The sequence below is a fragment of the Agrobacterium tumefaciens genome, assembly GCA_025559845.1.
GTDB lineage: Bacteria > Pseudomonadota > Alphaproteobacteria > Rhizobiales > Rhizobiaceae > Agrobacterium.
The window spans coordinates 853,423-873,746 of the sequence record CP048469.1; the positions used below are offsets into that span (position 1 = coordinate 853,423).

A 20,324-nucleotide genomic window follows, 5' to 3' on the forward strand; every position below is an offset into this window, starting at 1 on the left:
TCTTGATCTTGCAACAAAGCGAAAGACTCGCCGGGTTCGTCCGGCGACACCTCTTCCCGATGATATGCGACATTAATGTGGAAAAAGCGCCGCAAAAAGTGACGTTTCGGTAAGGTCGGGAAAAGGATTGGCAGGGCTGTTGCCATGATGCCGCAACGACCCTTCCAGAGCTTCCGATAGACGCCAGAAATGTTTCGCAACGAACCGTTCTGACCGGCCGTTGCGTATGCTGGGCAGTGTTTTATCCGCCGATATCGACGGTTTCGACCTTCTTGTTGACGAAGCGAAGTGCCACATCGCCATTGATGAGTTTCAGCGCCAGGTCGCCGAACAGTTCACGCCGCCAGCCGGAAAGGGCCGCAACTGTGGCGTTTTCACCCTCTGCTGCGATCTTGTCGAGGTCATCGCTGTTGGCGAGAACCTTGGCGGCGACACCATGTTTGTCCGCCGTCAGTTTCAGCAGAACCTTCAACAGTTCGACTGCCGCCCCCGATCCTTCCGGAGAGTGCGTATGACGCGGTGCTTTCGGCATTTCTTCACGCGGCAGGGCCAAGGCGGCATTAACCGTTTCGATGATGGCCGTGCCGGAAGACGAGCGCTCCCAGCCCTTGGGGATCGTGCGCAGGCGTGACAGCGCCTCGGTGTCCTTCGGCTGCTGCTGGGCGATTTCGAAAATGGCATCGTCCTTCAGAACCCGCGAACGCGGCACATTGCGCGAGCGTGCTTCGCGCTCCCGCCAGGCGGCCACGAACTTCAGCGTTGCAAGTTCAGTCGGCTTGCGCAGGCGCGATTTCAGTCTCAGCCAGGCATCGTCGGGGTGCATGTCATAGGTGTCGCGCGATTCGAGGATGTTCATTTCCTCAGTCAGCCACAGCGAGCGGCCTTCGCGTTCAAGTTCGGCCTTCAGCGCCAGATAGACGTCGCGCAGATGGGTCACATCAGCCAGCGCATAATCGAGCTGCTTGTCCGACAGTGGTCTGCGGCTCCAGTCGGTGAAGCGCGAGGACTTGTCGATCTGGACGTTTTTGATCTTCTGCACGAGCTGGTCGTAGGAGATCGAATCGCCGAAGCCGCACACCATGGCGGCGACCTGCGTATCGAAGATCGGGTGAGGGATGAGGCCACCCAAATGATAGATGATTTCAATGTCTTGCCGCGCGGCGTGGAAGACCTTGACGACATTGGGATTGGCCATCAGTTCGAACAGCGGCGCAAGGTCAATACCCTTGGCGAGCGGATCGACCAGCACTTCCAGCGTCGGGCTTGCCATCTGCACGAGGCACAGTTCCGGCCAGAATGTCGTCTCGCGCAGAAATTCCGTATCGATGGTGATGAATTCCGATTTCGCCAGTTCCTTGCAGGCTTCGGCGAGGGCGGCAGTCGTTTCAATCATTGTTATTGGCCAATCTTGGAAAAGTATTCGTCTTACTTTCCCTTTGCCGCACGCATGTCAATACAAAGGCCGCTTTTCCGGTCTCAAGGATCGTTTTTCTCCGGCGAATGTGGCTTCTCGCTGTCGTCTTTGGGGCGTCCGGGGGTTGCCAGTTTCTGGAAATAGGCCGAGGTGCGCAGTAACGAGCGGAAGCGCCAGTTGCGTTCTTCCACCGGCACGCCTTCGCGCACCCGCAGCCGGTGGATCGTGTAGGCAATGAAAACGATCTGTATCGCCGCCGTATAAGCGAACAACGCCTTTGGCCCGAACGCGTCGATCAGCACCGAAGCGATCAACGGCCCCATCGTCGCGCCGACCGACCAGAAGAACAATAGCCCGGCCGACACCATGGCATGTTCTCCCTCCTTGGCATGGTCGTTGCCATGCGCGGAGCTCAGCGAATAAAGCGGCAGCGCAAAGGCGCCGAAGATGAAGACGCCGATGATGTTGCTCCACTCGTCCGTGCCGGCAAACAGCGCCAGGAACAGGCCGACGACGACCGAACCGGCCGTGGTTGCAAGGATGATGATGCGCCGGTCATAGCGGTCGGAATACACGCCGAGGGGATATTGCAGCACCACGCCGCCGATGATCCCGGCGCTCATGAAAGTTGCAATCGAGGTCACGGAAAGTCCGATCTGTTCACCGTAGATCGGACCGATGTTGCGGAACGCCGCCATGCTGAGACCAACGGCAACGCAGCCAACCACGGCAAGCGGCGAGATGCGCCAGACCGCAAAGAGATTGAAGGGGATCTGCTTCGGTGGTGCCGGATTGGATTTGTCGGCAAGCGAGATCGGCACCAGTGACAGTGACAGCGCCATGGCGATCAGTGAAAACACGATCGGCCCTTCGATACCCGCCAGAGGGATAACGTATTGGGCGAGCGTCACAGAGCCAAGGTCAACGAAACGGTAGATGGAAAGCGTGCGCGCGCGGTTCGAATTCGTGACCTGCGCATTGATCCAGCTTTCGATCGCTGCAAAAAGACAGGCGACTGCGATGCCGATGATGAAGCGCATCAACATCCAGAACAGCGGATGAATGATCAGCGGCATGGCGATGGACGCGGCCGATGCCACCGCCGCCATCGTGGCGAAGGTCCTGATGTGGCCGACCTTGCGCAGAAGCCGGGTCACGGAAATGCAGCCGAGGGCGAATCCCATGCTGTAGGCGGCGCTGATAAGGCCGATGGTGCTGGCGGAAAAACCTTCCGAAAGGCCGCGCAGCGCAATGTAGGTTCCTTGAAGCCCGTTGCCTCCGATCAGAATGCCGGCGGTAATCAGCAGGGGAATAAGCGGTCTGATCTGGTTCATGCGTGGGGCACCGGCAGGCGGATATGATTTGAGATCGGCAGAGATTGCAGATAGACCATACTTAACCGTGTAATACGCTGAAAGACAGCGCGATACGCGACAATATTCCGCTTTGCCTTGACAAATCAGGCGCGTCATGCGCTTTTCCGCCCGATTTAGATACGCGATCCATTCGTGTGATCGCCGCTATGTTTCAGGATAACAAAATGCATCGTTACCGCAGCCACACCTGTGCCGCTCTCCGCAAGTCGCATGTCGGCGAGACTGTTCGTCTTTCCGGCTGGGTTCATCGCGTCCGAGATCATGGCGGCGTTCTCTTCATCGACCTTCGCGATCACTATGGCATCACGCAGGTCGTGGCCGATCCCGACAGCCCTGCCTTCAAGGTTGCCGAAACCGTACGTGGCGAATGGGTCATCCGCATCGACGGCCTGGTCAAGGCGCGTTCGGAAGACACCGTCAACAAGGGCATGGCGACTGGCGAGATCGAACTCTACGCACAGGAAATCGAAGTTCTCGGCGTTGCCAAAGAACTGCCGCTGCCGGTCTTCGGTGAGCCGGAATACCCGGAAGACGTACGCCTGAAGTACCGCTTCCTCGACCTGCGCCGCGAAACCCTGCACAAGAACATCGTCAAGCGCACGCAGATCATCTCCGCCATGCGCACCGGCATGGGCGACGCTGGTTTTGCCGAATACACCACGCCGATTCTGACCGCCTCTTCGCCGGAAGGCGCGCGCGACTTCCTCGTGCCGAGCCGTATCCACGAAGGCAAGTTCTTCGCGCTGCCGCAGGCACCGCAGCAGTACAAGCAGCTTCTGATGGTTGCCGGTTTCGACCGTTACTTCCAGATCGCACCGTGCTTCCGCGATGAAGACCCGCGTGCTGACCGTCTGCCGGGCGAGTTCTATCAGCTCGACGTCGAAATGAGCTTCGTGACCCAGGAAGATGTCTGGGAAACCATGGAGCCGATGATGACGGCCGTGTTCGAGAAGTTTGCCGAAGGCAAGCCGGTGACGAAGCAGTGGCCGCGCATTCCTTACGACGAAGCGATCCGTAAATACGGTTCCGACAAGCCGGACCTGCGTAACCCGATCATCATGGAAGCCGTGACCGAACACTTCGACGGTTCTGGCTTCAAGGTTTTCGCGAACATGATCGCGTCCAACCCGAAGGTTCAGGTCTGGGCCATTCCGGCAAAGACCGGCGGCTCCAGAGCATTCTGCGACCGCATGAACGCCTGGGCGCAGTCGCAGGGTCAGCCTGGTCTTGGCTACATCTTCTGGAAAGAAGAAGACGGCAAGATCGGCGGCTCCGGCCCGCTCGCCAAGAACATCGGCGAAGAACGCACCGAAGCGCTGCGCACGCAGCTCGGCCTCGAAGCCGGTGACGCCTGCTTCTTCGTGGCTGGCGATCCGGCCAAGTTCTACAAGTTTGCTGGTGAAGCGCGTACCCGCGCTGCCGACGAACTGAACTTGATCGACCGCGACCGTTTTGAAATGTGCTGGATCGTCGACTTCCCGTTCTTCGAATACAACGAAGACGAAAAGAAGATCGACTTTGCGCACAACCCGTTCTCCATGCCGCAGGGCGGCCTGGAAGCGCTGGAAGGCGACGACCCGCTTTCGATCAAGGCTTTCCAGTACGACGCGGTTTGCAACGGCTTCGAAATCGCTTCGGGCTCGATCCGTAACCAGTCGCCGGAACTGATGGTCAAGGCGTTTGAAAAGGTCGGCCTCAGCCAGAACGACGTTGAAGAGCGTTTCGGCGGTCTCTATCGCGCGTTCCAGTACGGTGCTCCTCCGCACGGCGGTTGCGCATTCGGTATCGACCGCGTTGTCATGCTGCTCGTCGGCGCCAAGAACCTGCGTGAAATCACGTTGTTCCCGATGAACCAGCAGGCACAGGATCTGCTGATGAACGCGCCGTCGCCGGCAACGCCGACGCAGCTTCGCGAACTGGCGCTGCGCGTCGTACCGTCCAAGAAGGACTAAGGTTTACGGCGCGCGATGCGCCGTAAAAAAGATCTTGATGAGGGCTGGCGGAAACGCCGGCCCTTGTTGTTTTTGGCTGATGCCAGAAAAGCCGCAAATTTACCGCTGGTTGAACCAGATTTGGTACGCAATCAGTCGAAATCCCTTTTCACAATTCAAAGGTGCATCCGAATCCAGGTGCGGGAACATTAGGGTTCCAAGGGGCTGGCCTGCCTTCATTCGTGTGTCGCTGCATTGCTAGAAAAAATATTGAAAAGGGACGTTTTACGCATGACTGAAGCGGAAAAAGATCCGTCGCCTCAGACGGGACAGCCTGCCTCCGGCCAGCTACGCGGCAATATCGCCGCCGGCCTGCGCTCGCCGGGCGCGAAATTTCTGATGATCGGGTTCATCTCGGTCGTCCTGCTCGTTCCCCTTTTGCTGGTCTGGGGATTGACGGAAGAGCGTGCCAAGCGGGCAGAAGAGGTATCATCCCGCATCGCGGCCGGTTGGGGCGGAGAGCAGGTGGTGAATGGCCCCTATCTTGCCGTGCCATTTGACGTCGAAAGCCGCCGCGAGGTGGATGGGCGTACGGTTGTCGAGCGCAAGACGCAGTGGGCCCTCGTCATGCCCGAGACGCTGGCCGTCTCTGCCCGCTTCAGGGTCGAGGAGCGGAAGCTCTCCATCTACAGTCTGCCGGTTTATAACAGCAACCTCACGCTCAAAGGCCGCTTTGGCGCTGATATATTGCAGGATCTCGCTCGCTTTTCCGGTACGCCGAGGCTCGATCAGGCCATTCTGGTCATGAACATCAACGACATCACCGGCATCCGCTCGGACGCTGGCGTCAAGATCAACGACGGCGCAGTACTCCCGTTTGACCCGGGAATGCGGGATATCACCGCACCGGTTGCCCGTGACGACTACGGTCAGTTTCTGCTGAAATCCGAAGCCGGTGTTCATCGGGCAGTCGGCCAGGATCTCGTCAGCACGGGATTTGCCTTCGATATTGCATTTTCTCTGAACGGATCGCGCAGTTTTGCCGTTGCGCCCGCAGGGCAGACGACCAGTTTCGCGGCCAACGCTGACTGGCCGCATCCCGGTTTCGAAGGACTGTTCCTGCCGGAACAGAAGACCGTCACCGCCTCCGGCTTTGAGGCAAACTGGACGGTACCCTATCTCGCCAGGGGTATAGACAGGATTATCGAAGGCAGACAATTGCCGCTTTCCAACAGCCTGATGGCGATCAATCTCGTCGAACCGGTCAAGTTCTATCAGGTCGTGTCGCGCACGCTGAAATATTCGATCGGCTTCATCTCGCTGGTTTTCCTCGCCGTGTTCATCATTGAACTCAGGGGCGGGCGAATGGTGCACTGGATACAATATGTGCTGACGGGGCTTGCGCTGGTGGTGTTCTACGTCCTGTTGCTGGCGCTTGCAGAACATACCGGCTTCACCATCGCCTATGTCGCCTCGTCATTCGCAACAGCGGTGCTGATCGCGTCCTATCTCGGCAGTGCGACGGCAAGCAGGAAGAACGGCATCTCGCTGTTTGCAGCGCTCGCCGGCGCCTACGGCGTGATGTATCTGGTTCTCAACGAAGACGAATATGCCCTGCTGGCGGGTGCGATAATCTCCTTCGTGGCGATTGCCGCGACCATGTACGCGACACGGCGTGTGGATTGGTCGGCGTCCAATACGCGGTCCAACCCGATGACATAATATCATCAGCCTCCGCCCGGCATCTGACCGGGCGGATAGGGTGCTGCCTGCAGTGGTAGTGTTGTGGTGACCGGTTGGCTGCCCTATACCTTTGAGATGATCTCGAGAACGGGTTGAGAATGTCATGATGGAAAAGCTGTTCGAACGGGCTCGTGCAGCTTTCACCCGTGCCTTGGCGGCGGCGCTTGCCGCCGCTTTTGCGTTTTGGATCGCGCACAAATTTCTGGGGCACCCGCAGCCTGTCTTTGCCGCTGTCAGCGCTCTCATTTGCCTTGCGCCCGGCATCAGCGATCACCTGAAGCAGGCCATGGGCCTGATGATCGGTGTCACGCTCGGAATTCTGATCGGCGAACTGACGCTCCTTGTTCCGCACGACTATGGCGAAGTCCGCATGGCCGTTGCCACCTTCGCGTCCATGATGCTCGCATCCCTGTTCGGCCTGTCGGCAGTGGTGCCAATCCAGGCTGGCGCATCCGCGATGCTGGTCTTGCTGCTCGGTCCGCAGAGCGCTGGTTTCGTGCGCTTCCTTGACGTTTCCGTCGGCGCATTTATCGGCGTTGCCGTCACAATCCTGTTCTTCAGACAAAAATCCTGACGCTGCGGGTAATACCCCTTAAAATGCAGGGGGTTGTCATAAAACCTTCATCCAGATGGCGGCTCCGGTAGAGAACTCCTTAAGCCTTGGCTGGCATTTCATCGCTCGGCGAGAAATGTTTCATCCGGGGGTCGAATGTCTTCTCTGTTTTCCGCGTTCAGAATATCGCATCGCGTGATGATGCTGGCGCTTGTGGCTTTGTGCGGCATTGCCGTCATCGCGGGTACCTTGCTGTGGCAGCGTCAGGCAGAAGCCGATCAACGCGTTGCACAAGAGGTTCTGGCGAAGCGGGATGGCGTACTGGTGGCGCTGACGGAGGACCTGCGTGAAAGCCTGCTGCACCAGAAGAATTTTCTTCTCGCCAAGGATATGAATGCCGCAGCGGAATTCGATGCCGCCATGACCCGCGTGCAACAGTCTCTGCAGACCCTTCAAGGGACTTCTACGCAGCAGCTTCAGGATCAACTTGCCAATCTCGGGCAGGGCACGGCGTCCTATGCTGAACTGGTGAAGGCACTGTTCGCCAGGAATCAGGAGCTTGGGCTCAAGCCCTCCGAAGGTCTTGAAGGCGCCATGCGCAACAGCGTGCACACGATCGAGAAACTTGTCGACAGTGTCGTCAATCCGGAAATCCGCGCCAGCATGCTGATGATGCGCAGGCACGAGAAGGATTTCATCCTGCGACGGGATGCCTCCTACACCGAAAAACACGCCGCCGAGGTGGAAATCTTCAAGGGCCTGATCAAGCAGGAATATCGTCCCGGTGCCGACCGTCAGCGCATCATGGACGCACTGGAAATTTATACGGCATCCTTCCGTTTTTACGCTCAGGCCACGCTTGATGAGCAGAAGGCGCGGGAGACTGCGACGAACGCCTACAATGCATTGCAGCCGATCCTGGCGACAATTGCCTCTGCCTATCAGGATGAGCGGACAGCCAATGCCATCGAAAACCGGCGCGCGGCGGAAACGACCGTTTCGATCGTGATCGGTTTTATTGCTCTTACCGTCCTCAGCCTGTTTGCCGGGGTTTATTTCATCGGTCGGTCGATCACCCGTCCGGTTAACGCGATTACACGTGGCATGCGCCGCCTAGCCGATGGCGAAACCGGCTTTGCCGTACCGGGGCTCGGCCGCAGGGATGAGTTTGGCGCCATGGCTGGTGCGCTGGAAGTGTTCCGCCAGTCGGCCATCGCCAAGGCTGAACTCGAGGCCGAGGCGTTGGCCGCACGCGAACAGGCTGAACAGGAGCGGCTTTACATTCAGCGGAGTGCTGAAGCGGAGGCGCAGACCCGGTTGATGCAGGCCACGACAGGCCTCGCATCCGCGTTGCAGCGCCTCGCCGCCGGTGACCTGTCCTTCGAACTGAACGAACCCTTCGCACCGGATTTCGAAGCGCTTCGCCACGATCTCAACCAGACACTGCAGCAGCTTGATGCCGTCATGTCGGGCGTCGTGCAGTCAAGCATGGTGATTGACGGCGGCAGCCAGGAAATCAGCCACAGCGCGGAAGACCTGGCACGTCGTACGGAGCAGCAGGCAGCATCGCTCGAGCAGACCGCCGCAGCACTGGATGAATTGACCGCCAACATCCGCATTTCCGCCGACCGTGCGATGGAGGCGCGTTCGATTGCGATATCGGCCGATCAGGATGCGAACCGGACCGTCTCGCTTGTCAACGACACCATCGGCGCCATGGAGAAGATCGAGCAGTCGTCCGGCAAGATCGGCAATATCATCGGCGTGATCGACGAAATCGCCTTCCAGACCAATCTTCTGGCGCTGAATGCCGGTGTCGAGGCAGCTCGCGCCGGTGAGGCTGGGCGTGGCTTTGCCGTCGTCGCCCAGGAAGTTCGCGAACTTGCGCAGCGCTCGGCGCGCGCAGCCGGAGAAATCAAGGCGCTGATCCAGACCTCCGCCGGCGAAGTGGCGGAAGGCGCCCGTTACGTGCGGGAAACCGGCGCGGCCCTGTCGCGTATCGGCGGCTCGGTGAAGTCGATCAATGACCACATCGAGGCAATCGCCGCCGCAACCAAAGAGCAGTCGCTGGGGCTCGGCGAGATCAACACCGCCGTCAATCATCTTGATCAGGGCACGCAGCAGAACGCCGCCATGGTTGAGGAGAACAATGCCGCCAGTGCCGTTCTGGCAAACGAGACGGCGCGGCTCAAGGAGCTGGTATCGCTGTTCCAGCTCAGCGGCGCGCAGGCGTCCGACGACAGGATGCGGCACGCCGCCTGATTGAGCCGGATCGAAAACAAAAAGCGGGCGCAAAACTTGTCGCCCGCTTTTTTGACGTTTATAGCTTGGTTACTCACCACGGACCCGGTGAAATTCCGGGTGGCTCTTCTGGCCGCCGATCCGCCAGACAACGCAAAGCACCGACGACATTTTTCGATCTACCGGACATGGCTCCGGCCGGTGCATGTTTCTTTGCGAAAAATCATATGAACACGTTTCAAGCCTACAAACGCGAATGGTTTCACAACATTCGTGGCGACATTCTTTCCGGTATTGTCGTCGCGCTAGCCCTTATTCCTGAGGCAATCGGATTTTCCGTCATTGCCGGTGTCGATCCGAAGGTCGGTCTTTTCGCCTCCTTCGCCATTGCCTGCGTGTCCGCCTTCACCGGCGGCCGCCCTGGCATGATTTCGGCGGCGACAGCAGCCACCGCCGTGCTGATGGTAACTTTGGTCAAGGAACACGGGCTGCAATATCTCTTTGCTGCAACGATCCTGATGGGCGTGCTGCAGATCGCCGCCGGTTTTGCCAAGCTTGGCAGGGTCATGCGGTTCGTATCCCGTTCGGTCATGACCGGCTTCGTCAACGCACTGGCGATCCTGATTTTCATGGCACAATTGCCGGAACTGATCGGCGTTCCAGTCCAGACCTATGTGATGATCGCGGCCGGTCTGGCGATCATCTATCTGTTTCCGATGGTCACCAGGGTCATTCCGTCGCCGCTCGTCGCCATCGTCGTTCTGACATGCGTTGCAGTATTTTCCGGGATGGACATCCGCACTGTCGGCGATCTCGGAGAGTTGCCTTCGGCCTTGCCGGTCTTCGCCTTGCCATACGTGCCGCTCACCTGGGAAACGTTGCAGATCATCTTCCCTTATTCCTTCGCTCTCGCCGCGGTGGGTCTTCTCGAATCCCTGCTGACGGCACAGATCGTCGACGACATGACCGATACCGGCTCCAACAAGAGCCAGGAATGCATCGGGCAGGGGGCAGGCAATATCGCCTCCGCCCTGATCGGCGGGATGGGCGGCTGCGCCATGATCGGCCAGTCGGTCATCAATGTCAGCTCCGGTGGCCGTGGACGCCTTTCCACCTTCGTGGCTGGCGCGTTTCTTCTCTTCCTGATCCTCGTGCTCGACGATCTGGTCCGTATCATCCCGATGGCGGCGCTTGTTGCGGTCATGATCATGGTCTCCATCGGCACCTTCTCCTGGCGTTCGATCCTTGATCTGCGCCGCAATCCGCCATCCTCCAGCATCGTCATGCTGGTGACTGTTGGCACGGTGCTGGCCACCCACGATCTGGCCAAGGGCGTGCTTGCGGGTGTGCTGCTCTCGGGCGTGTTCTTCGCCGGCAAGGTCGCCAAGCTGTTCCACGTCCGCTCCGAGCTTATCGATGACGGGCAGGGACGCGTTTACCGCGTCGATGGCCAGATCTTCTTTGCGTCGACGGAAAGCTTCATCGCCGCCTTCGATTTTGGCGAGGAGATCAAGACGGTGACGATCGATGTCTCAGAGGCGCACCTCTGGGACATATCGGCGGTAGGTGCGCTCGACAAGGTCGTGTTGAAGTTCCGCAAGAACGGCAAGACGGTGGAGGTTGTCGGGCTCAATGCGGCAAGCGCGCACATGATCGACCGGTTCGCGGTGCACGACAAGGCGGACGGCGCGGCACTTTCGCCCCATTGAACAACGCAACAAAAAAGCCCCGGGAAACCGGGGCTTTTCTGTCTGTCTTATTCGTTTGCCGTGACCGTTACACCCAGCATCTTCGGGAGCGTGTTCGGTGCGCCCATCGCCGCACCCATGAGCATCGGGAACGGAACCGGGCTTTCCGGCTCTGCCGTGATGGTCAGGTTCTTCGGGTCGTCGACATAGGTGTTGATTGCTGTCGAGACCATGTTCTGCAGTTCCGGCACGTTGAGCGAAGCCAGCATCAGCGGTGCCATGCCCTTGATCGTCTGGGCAAGCTGGTCGCCCGTCATCCCCTGCTGGGTTGCCGCATAATCGATGGCGCGCTTGGTGATGCTCGCGTCCTCGAAGCTGACTTCCGCATTGATAAAGGAAAGCTGCTGCATCAGGCCGAGCATGGCAAGGCTGGCGGCCTGCTGGGCCTGTTCCTTGTTCGGGTTCTCGGTCTGTGCCTTCACCGCTTCCTGCATCGATTTGATGAAGGGGAGCGTATAGCCCGAGAAACCGAACGATATGTTCAGGCGTCCAACATTGTCGAGGTCGAGTGCATATTCCTCAACATCGATCGTGCCGGAAGAAACTTCCCAGCTTCCGCTCATGGTCATCGCACCGGAGATGGACTGGAGATTGAGCTTCTCGACAGCATCCTTGGTGCCGGGATCTTCGATGCCGCTGAGGTCGGCCTTGAAGCCGGTGGCGTCGAAATCGAAGCTCATCGTGTTCTTGTCATCACTCAGAGACATGGTGGCGGTGCTTTCCTTCAGCGCGAAAGCTTCCTTGCCGCCAAGGGTCACCGAAACCGGGCCGCTGTGGGCCTCGTCGTAGAACATCAGTGCCTCGATCGTGCCAGTCGTAGCATCGGCCGGAATGGTCAGGCCCGACATGTAGATGTCACTTGCCTTGATCGACACGTTGTCCTGATTGTAGTCGACATTGCCGAAGCGTGCGGTTTCGATCTTGTAGCCGCCGTTGTTTTCTTCCACGCCTTCCAGGGTGATCGTGCCAACCGGGATCTTGCGCGAAGGATCGCTTGCTGCCGCAAAGGTCACGTCACCCAGCGTCACGGTAGAACCGTTGACGATTGTGGACTGTGCGCTGATTTCGCCGCCCTGTGCGCTGTAGGCGGCATTGATCTTCTTCAGAACATCGGCGCCATCAAGCGCAAAAGCTGGCGCGGAGAGCGCGAGAACGGCCGCGCTCGTGAAAAGAACTTGCCGGGTGAATTTCAGTTTCATGATGTTTCTTCCCTTGAACCGCAGACTCGCGCGGTATTATCGACATCGATAGTGGCATTTATATTCGCGATTAATCAAAGGTCTACCGGATTTCATCTCTCCCACAGTGGATGCCCACTGCGGCGATTGGAACGCAGTTAACAAAAAACTGACGAATGACGGTACTTTCATCCACAGTGGAAACCCCGGCAATTCTTGCCGGGAATCGCCATTTCCGCTAGTCAAGCGTCATGGGAAAAAATCTTGTGCCTCCGTCCGGCGGAGACGATAACATTCATCCGGTTGATCTCAAGGCTGCGCTTGAAGAGCGTTACCTTGCCTATGCGCTGTCGACGATCATGCATCGCGCGCTGCCGGACGTTCGCGACGGCCTGAAGCCGGTGCATCGCCGCATCGTCTATGCCATGAGTGAAATGGGTCTGAGACCCCAGTCCGCATTCCGCAAATGCGCCAAGATCGTCGGTGAAGTGATGGGTAACTATCACCCGCATGGCGACCAGGCGATTTACGATGCGCTGGCGCGTCTGGCGCAGGACTTCTCTCTGCGCTACCCGCTGGTGGACGGTCAGGGGAACTTCGGCAACATCGACGGCGATAGCCCTGCCGCGATGCGTTACACCGAAAGTAAGATGACGGCAGTCGCCGAACTCCTGCTTGAGGGTATCGATCAGGATGCCGTCGATTTCCGCGACACCTATGACGAATCCAATTCGGAACCGGTCGTGCTGCCGGGCGCATTCCCGAACCTGCTCGCAAACGGCGCTTCGGGCATTGCTGTCGGCATGGCAACGTCGATCCCGCCGCACAACGCCCATGAACTGTGCGATGCGGCGCTTTATCTCATCAAGCATCCCGATGCGACGGTGGAAAAGCTGGTCGAGTTCGTTCCCGGTCCTGACCTGCCGACAGGCGGCGTCATCGTCGAAAGCCGCGAGAACATTCTCGATGCCTACAAGACCGGCCGTGGCGGTTTTCGCGTGCGCGCCAAGTGGGAGACAGAAGATCTCGGTCGTGGCGGTTATCAGATCGTCATCACCGAAATTCCATTCCAGGTCCAGAAGTCGCGCCTCATCGAAAAGATCGCCGAGCTGCTGATTGCCCGCAAGCTGCCGCTGCTTGAAGATATCCGCGACGAATCCGCCGAAGATGTGCGTATCGTGCTGGTTCCGAAGAACCGCACGGTCGATGCCACGCTTCTGATGGAATCGCTGTTCCGTCTTTCGGATCTCGAAAGCCGTCTGCCGCTCAACATGAACGTCCTGTCGCTCGGCAAGGTGCCGAAGGTCATGGCGCTCAACGAGGTGCTGACGGAATGGCTGGCACACCGCAAGGACGTGCTGATCCGCCGTTCTCGCCACCGCCTTGCCGCGATTGATCGCCGCCTTGAAATTCTTGGCGGTCTGCTGGTCGCCTACCTCAATCTTGATGAGGTGATCCGCATCATCCGCGAGGACGACGAGCCGAAGCAGGTGATGATGGCCAAGTGGTCGCTCACCGACCTTCAGGCTGAAGCCATCCTCAACATGCGCCTGCGCAATCTGCGCAAGCTCGAGGAGTTCGAAATCCGCAAGGAGTTCGACGAACTCAGCAATGAGAAGGCGGAAATCGAAGCCTTGCTCGGTTCGGATGAAAAGCAGTGGCAGACGATCGCCTGGGAAATCGGCGAAGTTAAAAAGAAATACGCCAAGGCAACCGAAATCGGCCGTCGCCGCACGCAGTTTGCCGATGCGCCGGATGCCGATATCGAAGCCATCCAGCAGGCTATGATCGAAAAAGAGCCTGTAACCATCGTCATTTCGGAAAAGGGCTGGATCAGGGCGCTGAAGGGTCACATCGCCGACACGTCTTCGCTGACCTTCAAGGAAGGCGACGCACTGAAGGTGGCATTCCCGGCCCAGACCACCGACAAGCTTCTGCTGCTGACGACGGGTGGCAAGGCCTATACGCTCGGTGCGGACAAGCTGCCGGGCGGTCGCGGCCACGGCGAACCGATCCGCATCATGGTCGATATGGAGAACGATCAGGATATCCTGACCGCCTTCGTGCACGATCCATCGCGCAAGCTGCTGCTCGTCTCGACGGCGGGTAACGGCTTCATCGTGCCGGAGACGGAAATGATCGCCAATACCCGCAAGGGCAAGCAGATCATGAATGTCTCCATGCCGGATGAGGCGCATCTGATTGTGCCTGTAACGGGCGACCATGTTGCTGTTGTCGGTGAAAACCGCAAGCTCCTGGCGTTCCCGCTTTCGCAGGTTCCGGAGATGTCGCGCGGCAAGGGCGTTCGTCTGCAGCGTTACAAGGACGGCGGCGTGGTCGATGTGAAGTGCTTTGCGCTGGCCGATGGCCTGAGCTGGTCGGACAGTGCCGGCCGCGTCTTCACCAAGGTCGGCGAAGAATTGCGCGAATGGCTGGCAGATCGCGCTACCGCGGGACGCACGGTACCAAAAGGCTTCCCGCGCAGCGGCAAGTTCGGCGGGTAAGGGCCAGACCCCATCATATCGTTTAAAGGCGCCGCATATCCAGGATATGCGGCGTTTTTCATTTCACCGGTAAGGTGTGATCATTCCGCCTGCTCAGTCGGCGGCGTGTAGCGTTCCCAACCGCGCGGGGTCAGGTGTTCCTGCGGATGATAGCGGGTTTTGTAGCCCATCTTCTCCGAACCATCGACCCAGTAGCCGAGATAGACGTGCGGCAGGCCAAGTGTACGGGTGCGCTCGACGTGGTCGAGTATCATGAACGTGCCGAGCGATCGCTTTTCCAGTGCAGGATTGAAGAACGAATAGACCATCGACAGCCCGTCGCTCATCACGTCGCTCAGGGCGACAGCCAGCAGCTCTCCGCGCTTGCTGGAATCGATGCCAGACCCCGGTTCGCGCAGACGATATTCGATGATGCGGGTGTTGACGTGGGTATCCTCGACCATGATCGCATAATCGAGCGCCGACATATCTGACATGCCACCCGACTGGTGGCGGCTGTCGAGATAACGGCGGAACAGGGCAAACTGTTCGGTGGACGGTTCCGCGGGATGGACCGTGGCAACAATATCGCTGTTGGCGGACAGGACACGCCGCATCGATTTCGTCGGCTGAAATTCTGCCGTCAGAATGCGGACCGAGACGCATGCCCGGCAGTTTTCGCAGGCCGGGCGATAGGCGATGTTCTGGGAGCGCCTGAAGCCGCCTTGGGTCAACAGGTCGTTCATTTCCGAGGCGCGCGGTCCCACCAGATGGGTGAAGACCTTTCGCTCCATCTGATTTGGCAGATATGGGCAGGTGGCCGGTGCCGTCAGATAAAATTGAGGAGAGGGCGTCGTCTGCGTGTTCATCGAACCGTGATCGCCTCCTTCGCCTGTCACATAGTGTCACAGAATGGCAAAATGCCGCAAAACGTCAACCACGAGATGCGGCATCAAGCCTATTTGAACGCCGTGATTTTACGGGTTTTAACGGGTTCTGACGACAACGGTGCCCAAAAGGAAGTCGTGAACCAGTCTGGAGCGCTCGGTAAACAGGCCCGCGAGCAGGATCAGCGGCGTCAGAACCGAGTTGATGACCCAGAAAAGCACGATGTGAACCGTGGCAAGCAGGAAGTCGATTCGCCGACCGTCCAGCCGCGCCATGGCAATGCCCATAGCGCGCATGCCGGGCGTTGCCTGCGACAGGCCACCAAGCGAGATGCCGAAATAGAGCACGGCAACGATCACGAACAGTGCCGGATAGAGGAACCATCCGAGGCCGAGTGTGATGACGCCAAGAAAGAACACGATCACCGCCGCGGGAATGCAAAGAAGCAGCACGATGGCGTAATCGATCAGAAACGCAAACACACGCCTGCTCAGCACGCCGCTATATGCGCGCCAGTCGTCCGGTGCGATATAGGTGGGATTCTGTTCAAGGCTCATCGGCGGTTGTCTCCTGATAATGTCAGCAAACAATATGGGGACGAAACCGCCGAATACAATAAGCCCGCCGTGCCGTCAGCTCCTGGCCAGTTTGCGTGCCGCCTCAACGGCGAAGTAGGTCAAAATGCCGTCGCATCCAGCGCGCTTGAAACAGAGCAGTGTTTCCATCATGACGCGGTCGCCGTCGATCCAGCCGTTCATTGCTGCGGCCTTGATCTGCGAATATTCGCCGGAGACCTGATAGGCGAAGGTCGGAAGACCGAACGCCTCTTTCAGCCGCCAACAGATATCGAGATAGGGTAGGCCGGGTTTGACCATCAGCATGTCGGCGCCTTCCTCGACGTCGAGGGCCGCGTCACGCATCGCTTCCGTGCCGTTGGCCGGGTTGATGTAATAGCTGTTCTTGTCGCCCTTCAGCAGGCCGGCGGTCGAAATCGCCTCGCGATAGGGACCGTAATAACCCGACGAGAACTTGGTCGCATAGGACATGATGCCAGCGCCTTGGTGGCCAGCGGCATCCAGTCCGCGACGGATCGCACCGACACGGCCGTCCATCATTTCGGATGGAGAGATAATGTCCGATCCGGCATCGGCCTGAAGAATGGCAGCCTTGACGACCTGTTCGACGGTTTCGTCATTGACGATCTCGTCGCCGCGAAGAATGCCGTCATGGCCGTGGCTGGTGAAGGGGTCGAGCGCCACATCGGTAATCATGCCGATGTTCGGCACGGCTTTCTTGACGGCAGCCGTGGCCTGATTGATCAGGTTGTTGGCGAGAAGGGCGTTGGAACCGGTCTCGTCGCGCAGTTCCATTTCAATGTTGGGGAATGTTGCAATGGCCGGGATGCCGAGATCGGCTGCTTCCTTGGCGGCCTCGACAAGTTTGTCGACACTCATGCGGTTGACGCCAGGCATGGCAGGGATGGGGTCCACGATGCCCGTACCCGGAACGATAAACACCGGCCAGATCAGATCGTCGACCGTCAGGCGGTTTTCCTGAACCATACGGCGTGTCCAGTCGGCCTTGCGATTGCGCCGCATGCGGCGGTGGCCGGTAATCTCGTCGACCAGATGGGTTTTGTCCTGCATGAGAGAATGTCCTTCCAAATCCGGACTGCTCCATAACACGAAGGACGCGCCGTGCGAATGCGACAATCGATCCCGGTTGAGCGGATGTTTTTGACAAGGCATGGGCAAAGAAACAATATGGGCTGTTCGCCCGCTTATTGAGACCGTATCTTCCGGCCATGGAACCTGATTCTCAACCACAGCCGAAACGCCCGCTTACCGGGATACTCTACCTGGTCTTCATGCGGCTGGTCGCCGTTTCGTGTTTTTGGTTCGGCCTGCAATATTGGGCAATGCTCACCGGCTATTCGCTCGGCGGTCACGGACGCTTTGATCTTCTGAACCTTCCCTGGCGCGTGGCGGGCACCGGACTTGCCATGGTTTTCCCGGTTGCTGCACTTGGGCTCTGGCTTGGCGCCTCCTGGGGGGCGGCCATGTGGGTCATCGGCGCTGGTACTCAGATCGCTATGTATAAGGTGTGGCCGCATATCTTCGGTGCAAACACTCTCGTTCCTGTTTTGCACGGCCTCGTGGCAACCGTTTATATACTATTTCTGGTCGCTTTCTGGCTGGATGCGCGTCAGAACGAAGAACGCGCAAGAATTGATTTACCATAAAAAGAAAGCAATTTGGCCCGTTTTCAAGGCAATTTTCTATCTTAAGTATTTGATTTTTATAGGTTCGAGCTAGGTCGGTCCAAGATTGCCACAAGTTCGGTGCGATCTGAACAATGCAGGTAAGCATTTGTTAATCGTACGTTTTAAGTAGAATTTTATGCGCATTGCTTAGGTTCTTACTCAAGGCGGGAACAAACAAACACACCGCCAAACAAAACAGTGAGGCAGTTATGATCAATACCAAAGCAAAGCCGCAGGCTATCGTCGCTGACGTACAGGAAGAAACCATCCGTTCGCTCTACATGGAGTCGCTGCACCTGGTTGAGCGTCTTCACCGCCGTCTGCTCGATGTCATCAAGGACGAGTTCGATCGTCAGGGTCGCGATGACGTCAACGCAGTCCAGGCACTCCTTCTGTTTAACATCGGCAACTCCGAACTGACCGCCGGTGAGCTGCGTTCGCGCGGTTACTACCTCGGCTCGAACGTTTCCTACAACGTCAAGAAGCTGGTCGACCTCGGTCTCATCAACCACCAGCGTTCGCGTGTCGACCGTCGCTCGGTTCGTATCAGCCTGACCGAAAAGGGCCAGCAGATAGCCGAAACCGTTGCCCGCCTTTATGAGCGCCACGTCGGCTCGATCGAAAAGGTCGGCGGCATCGGCACCGGCGAATTCGCCGAAATGAACAAGCTGCTGCAGCGCCTCGACCGTTTCTGGAACGACTCGATCGCATATCGCCTGTAATTTCGATTGCAGTTTTCTTCAAAGCCGGACGCAAGGCGATTGCGTCCGGCTTTGCGTTTCGCCTTGTTTTACAGTGCACACAGCTTCGTGAGAAAAGGGCTGGTGACACGAATTGGCCATATTGATATGGGACCGGCAAAGACGAAGGAGCCGGCGGTTTCTCCTGTTTTCTCGGCATGGCCAGATTGTCGTGTCCGACCGTTATCGAAGGCAAGAGCGTAACGAGTATTTCCGGCCGGCAGACGCGTTGTACGTGTTTGTTAATCATATTGCTTTAGGCATCGTTCAGATTGCCTGATAGAGTGGCTGGTAGGTAAAATGACAAAGAAATCCGTTTCCGATCCCGTGTCCCGTCGCGCGCTTCTGCGCTCGGCCGTTTCCGTTGGCGCTGTTGCGCTGGCTGCGCCCGCTTTGGCGCAGGATGCGCTGAACGACCTGATGGGTTCTTCCCGTCGTGGCAACTGGGACGACCAGTTCGATGCGAACACCTCGCGTTCGGCGGTTGGCGTTGTTTCCAACAATCCGGTTCTCGGTTCGGAAGCGCCGATCTACATGCAGCAGGCGATCATGCAGTATCAGCAGATCGTTCAGAACGGCGGCTGGCCTGACGTTCCGACAAGCCAGCAGCGTCTCCAGATCGGCGTCAGCGATCCTTCCGTTCAGATCCTGCGTCAGCGTCTGATGGTTTCCGGCGATCTGCTGCGTGAAGCCGGCATCTCCAGCGCATTCGATTCCTATGTGGATGGCGCGCTGAAGCGTTTCCAGGCTCGTCATGGTCTGCCGGCAGATGGCGTGATCGGCGAATACACCACCAAGGCTCTGAATGTTTCCGCACAGATCCGTTTGGCGCAGCTTCAGACCAACCTGGTGCGCATTGATTCCATGTCGGGCGATCTCGGCCAGCGTCACCTGATGGTCAATATTCCGGCTGCCTCTATTGAAGCCGTGGAAAATGGCCGCGTCGTTCTGCGTAACACGGCCGTTGTCGGCCGCGCCAGCCGCCCGACGCACGTCATCAACTCCAAGATCTACGAGGTTATCCTCAACCCTTACTGGACTGCGCCGCGCTCGATCGTCGAAAAGGACATCGTGCCGTTGATGCAGAAGGACCCGACCTATCTGGAGCGGAACAACATCCGCCTCATCGACGGCAAGGGACAGGAAGTTTCGCCGACGACGGTCGACTGGTTCGCGCCGAAGGCTCCGAACCTGATGTTCCGTCAGGACCCGGGCAAGATCAACGCCATGTCCTCGACGAAGATCAACTTCCACAACCCCAACAACGAATACATGCACGACACGCCACAGCAGGGCCTGTTCAACAAGCTGATGCGTTTCGAATCGTCCGGCTGCGTCCGCGTGCAGAACGTTCGCGACCTGACTTCCTGGCTGCTGCGAGACACGGCAGGCTGGTCGCGTCAGGAAATGGAACGCGTCATCGCATCGCGCGTCAGCACGCCGATCAAGCTCGCACAGGAAGTGCCGGTTTATTTCGTTTACATCACTGCCTGGTCGGCGAAGGACGGCGTTGTTCAGTTCCGCGACGACATCTACGGCAAGGATGGCAATGCCGAACTGGCGCTTAACACCACGAGCGGCATGGAACAGCCTGCCGGTTCCGTGGACGACGATCTGCTGCCGCGCAACTAAGCGAATTTCGCCCGAGTTTGAAAAGACCGCGCCCTTCCGGCGCGGTTTTTTGTTTGTGCGGCCGATTTCGCCGAAAGGAAATGTCGTTTTTTGCGGTCACGTCGCAGTTTGACGGGCAAATCTCGCTGCCCGTA

The 20,324-nt window shown here is 58.3% G+C and carries 15 protein-coding genes; 9 read left to right on the forward strand and 6 right to left on the reverse strand.

Going from position 1 to position 20,324, the window contains the following annotated elements; all coding sequences use genetic code 11:
- Window positions 1-241: 241 nt before the first annotated feature.
- Window positions 242-1,393 (reverse strand): ribonuclease D, encoded by a 1,152-nt coding sequence (gene rnd / locus FY156_04145; GenBank protein ID UXS00741.1) that lies wholly within the window; start codon window positions 1,391-1,393, stop codon window positions 242-244.
- 83 nt (window positions 1,394-1,476) lie between these two features.
- Window positions 1,477-2,874: an MFS transporter gene (locus FY156_04150; GenBank protein UXS03015.1), complete on the reverse strand. Its 1,398-nt coding sequence runs from the start codon at window positions 2,872-2,874 to the stop codon at window positions 1,477-1,479.
- An 80-nt stretch (window positions 2,875-2,954) separates the two neighbouring features.
- Between FY156_04150 and aspS the strand changes: the two genes are divergently transcribed.
- From aspS to FY156_04175, 5 genes are all read left to right on the forward strand, one after another.
- Window positions 2,955-4,742, forward strand: coding sequence for an aspartate--tRNA ligase (aspS, locus tag FY156_04155; protein UXS00742.1), 1,788 nt, complete (start codon window positions 2,955-2,957; stop codon window positions 4,740-4,742).
- 270 nt (window positions 4,743-5,012) lie between these two features.
- Window positions 5,013-6,443 carry a cell envelope integrity protein CreD gene (gene creD, locus FY156_04160; GenBank protein ID UXS00743.1) on the forward strand — a complete coding sequence of 477 codons (1,431 nt, stop codon included), beginning with the start codon at window positions 5,013-5,015 and terminating at the stop codon, window positions 6,441-6,443.
- Window positions 6,444-6,567: 124 nt separating this feature from the next.
- Window positions 6,568-7,038, forward strand: a complete 471-nt coding sequence (locus tag FY156_04165) for an aromatic acid exporter family protein (protein UXS00744.1) — start codon at window positions 6,568-6,570, stop codon at window positions 7,036-7,038.
- Window positions 7,039-7,173: 135 nt separating this feature from the next.
- Window positions 7,174-9,279 (forward strand): HAMP domain-containing protein, encoded by a 2,106-nt coding sequence (locus tag FY156_04170; GenBank protein UXS00745.1) that lies wholly within the window; start codon window positions 7,174-7,176, stop codon window positions 9,277-9,279.
- A gap of 206 nt (window positions 9,280-9,485) precedes the next feature.
- On the forward strand, window positions 9,486-10,967 hold the full coding sequence (locus FY156_04175; protein UXS00746.1) for a SulP family inorganic anion transporter: 1,482 nt from the start codon (window positions 9,486-9,488) through the stop codon (window positions 10,965-10,967).
- A gap of 47 nt (window positions 10,968-11,014) precedes the next feature.
- On the opposite strand, the gene FY156_04180 is transcribed toward FY156_04175, so the two are convergent.
- Window positions 11,015-12,205, reverse strand: a complete 1,191-nt coding sequence (locus tag FY156_04180; GenBank protein UXS00747.1) for a hypothetical protein — start codon at window positions 12,203-12,205, stop codon at window positions 11,015-11,017.
- Between the two features lie 230 nt (window positions 12,206-12,435).
- Here FY156_04180 and parC point away from each other — a divergent pair, with 230 nt between their 5' ends.
- Window positions 12,436-14,688, forward strand: a complete 2,253-nt coding sequence (gene parC / locus FY156_04185) for a DNA topoisomerase IV subunit A (protein UXS00748.1) — start codon at window positions 12,436-12,438, stop codon at window positions 14,686-14,688.
- Window positions 14,689-14,768: 80 nt separating this feature from the next.
- Here parC and FY156_04190 read toward each other — a convergent pair whose 3' ends face one another.
- The 3 genes from FY156_04190 to hemB all read right to left on the reverse strand — a co-directional run bounded on the left by FY156_04190 (window position 14,769) and on the right by hemB (window position 17,201).
- Entirely contained in the window at window positions 14,769-15,536 is a 768-nt protein-coding gene (locus FY156_04190) for an arginyltransferase (protein ID UXS00749.1), read from the reverse strand.
- A 117-nt stretch (window positions 15,537-15,653) separates the two neighbouring features.
- Window positions 15,654-16,112, reverse strand: a complete 459-nt coding sequence (locus FY156_04195) for an RDD family protein (protein ID UXS00750.1) — start codon at window positions 16,110-16,112, stop codon at window positions 15,654-15,656.
- Window positions 16,113-16,187: 75 nt separating this feature from the next.
- A complete protein-coding gene (gene hemB / locus FY156_04200) occupies window positions 16,188-17,201 on the reverse strand; it encodes a porphobilinogen synthase (GenBank protein ID UXS00751.1) in 1,014 nt (337 codons plus the stop codon).
- A gap of 158 nt (window positions 17,202-17,359) precedes the next feature.
- On the opposite strand from hemB, the gene FY156_04205 reads away from it, so the two are divergent.
- From FY156_04205 to FY156_04215, 3 genes are all read left to right on the forward strand, one after another.
- The gene (locus FY156_04205; GenBank protein ID UXS00752.1) at window positions 17,360-17,797 is read left to right on the forward strand and encodes a hypothetical protein; all 438 of its coding nucleotides are present in this window, start codon (window positions 17,360-17,362) and stop codon (window positions 17,795-17,797) included.
- Between the two features lie 230 nt (window positions 17,798-18,027).
- Window positions 18,028-18,540 carry a winged helix-turn-helix transcriptional regulator gene (locus FY156_04210; GenBank protein UXS00753.1) on the forward strand — a complete coding sequence of 171 codons (513 nt, stop codon included), beginning with the start codon at window positions 18,028-18,030 and terminating at the stop codon, window positions 18,538-18,540.
- A 318-nt stretch (window positions 18,541-18,858) separates the two neighbouring features.
- Window positions 18,859-20,190 carry a murein L,D-transpeptidase gene (locus FY156_04215; protein UXS00754.1) on the forward strand — a complete coding sequence of 444 codons (1,332 nt, stop codon included), beginning with the start codon at window positions 18,859-18,861 and terminating at the stop codon, window positions 20,188-20,190.
- Window positions 20,191-20,324 lie beyond the last annotated feature (134 nt).

Bases quoted from the DNA above. Each gene is read 5' to 3' on its own strand.
- rnd (UXS00741.1), bottom strand. From the start codon at position 1,393: ATGATTGAAACGACTGCCGCCCTCGCCGAAGCCTGCAAGGAACTGGCG.
- aspS (UXS00742.1), top strand. From the start codon at position 2,955: ATGCATCGTTACCGCAGCCACACCTGTGCCGCTCTCCGCAAGTCGCAT.
- creD (UXS00743.1), top strand. From the start codon at position 5,013: ATGACTGAAGCGGAAAAAGATCCGTCGCCTCAGACGGGACAGCCTGCC.
- FY156_04165 (UXS00744.1), top strand. From the start codon at position 6,568: ATGATGGAAAAGCTGTTCGAACGGGCTCGTGCAGCTTTCACCCGTGCC.
- FY156_04170 (UXS00745.1), top strand. From the start codon at position 7,174: ATGTCTTCTCTGTTTTCCGCGTTCAGAATATCGCATCGCGTGATGATG.
- FY156_04175 (UXS00746.1), top strand. From the start codon at position 9,486: ATGAACACGTTTCAAGCCTACAAACGCGAATGGTTTCACAACATTCGT.
- FY156_04180 (UXS00747.1), bottom strand. From the start codon at position 12,205: ATGAAACTGAAATTCACCCGGCAAGTTCTTTTCACGAGCGCGGCCGTT.
- parC (UXS00748.1), top strand. From the start codon at position 12,436: ATGGGAAAAAATCTTGTGCCTCCGTCCGGCGGAGACGATAACATTCAT.
- FY156_04190 (UXS00749.1), bottom strand. From the start codon at position 15,536: ATGAACACGCAGACGACGCCCTCTCCTCAATTTTATCTGACGGCACCG.
- FY156_04195 (UXS00750.1), bottom strand. From the start codon at position 16,112: ATGAGCCTTGAACAGAATCCCACCTATATCGCACCGGACGACTGGCGC.
- hemB (UXS00751.1), bottom strand. From the start codon at position 17,201: ATGCAGGACAAAACCCATCTGGTCGACGAGATTACCGGCCACCGCCGC.
- FY156_04205 (UXS00752.1), top strand. From the start codon at position 17,360: ATGGAACCTGATTCTCAACCACAGCCGAAACGCCCGCTTACCGGGATA.
- FY156_04210 (UXS00753.1), top strand. From the start codon at position 18,028: ATGATCAATACCAAAGCAAAGCCGCAGGCTATCGTCGCTGACGTACAG.
- FY156_04215 (UXS00754.1), top strand. From the start codon at position 18,859: ATGACAAAGAAATCCGTTTCCGATCCCGTGTCCCGTCGCGCGCTTCTG.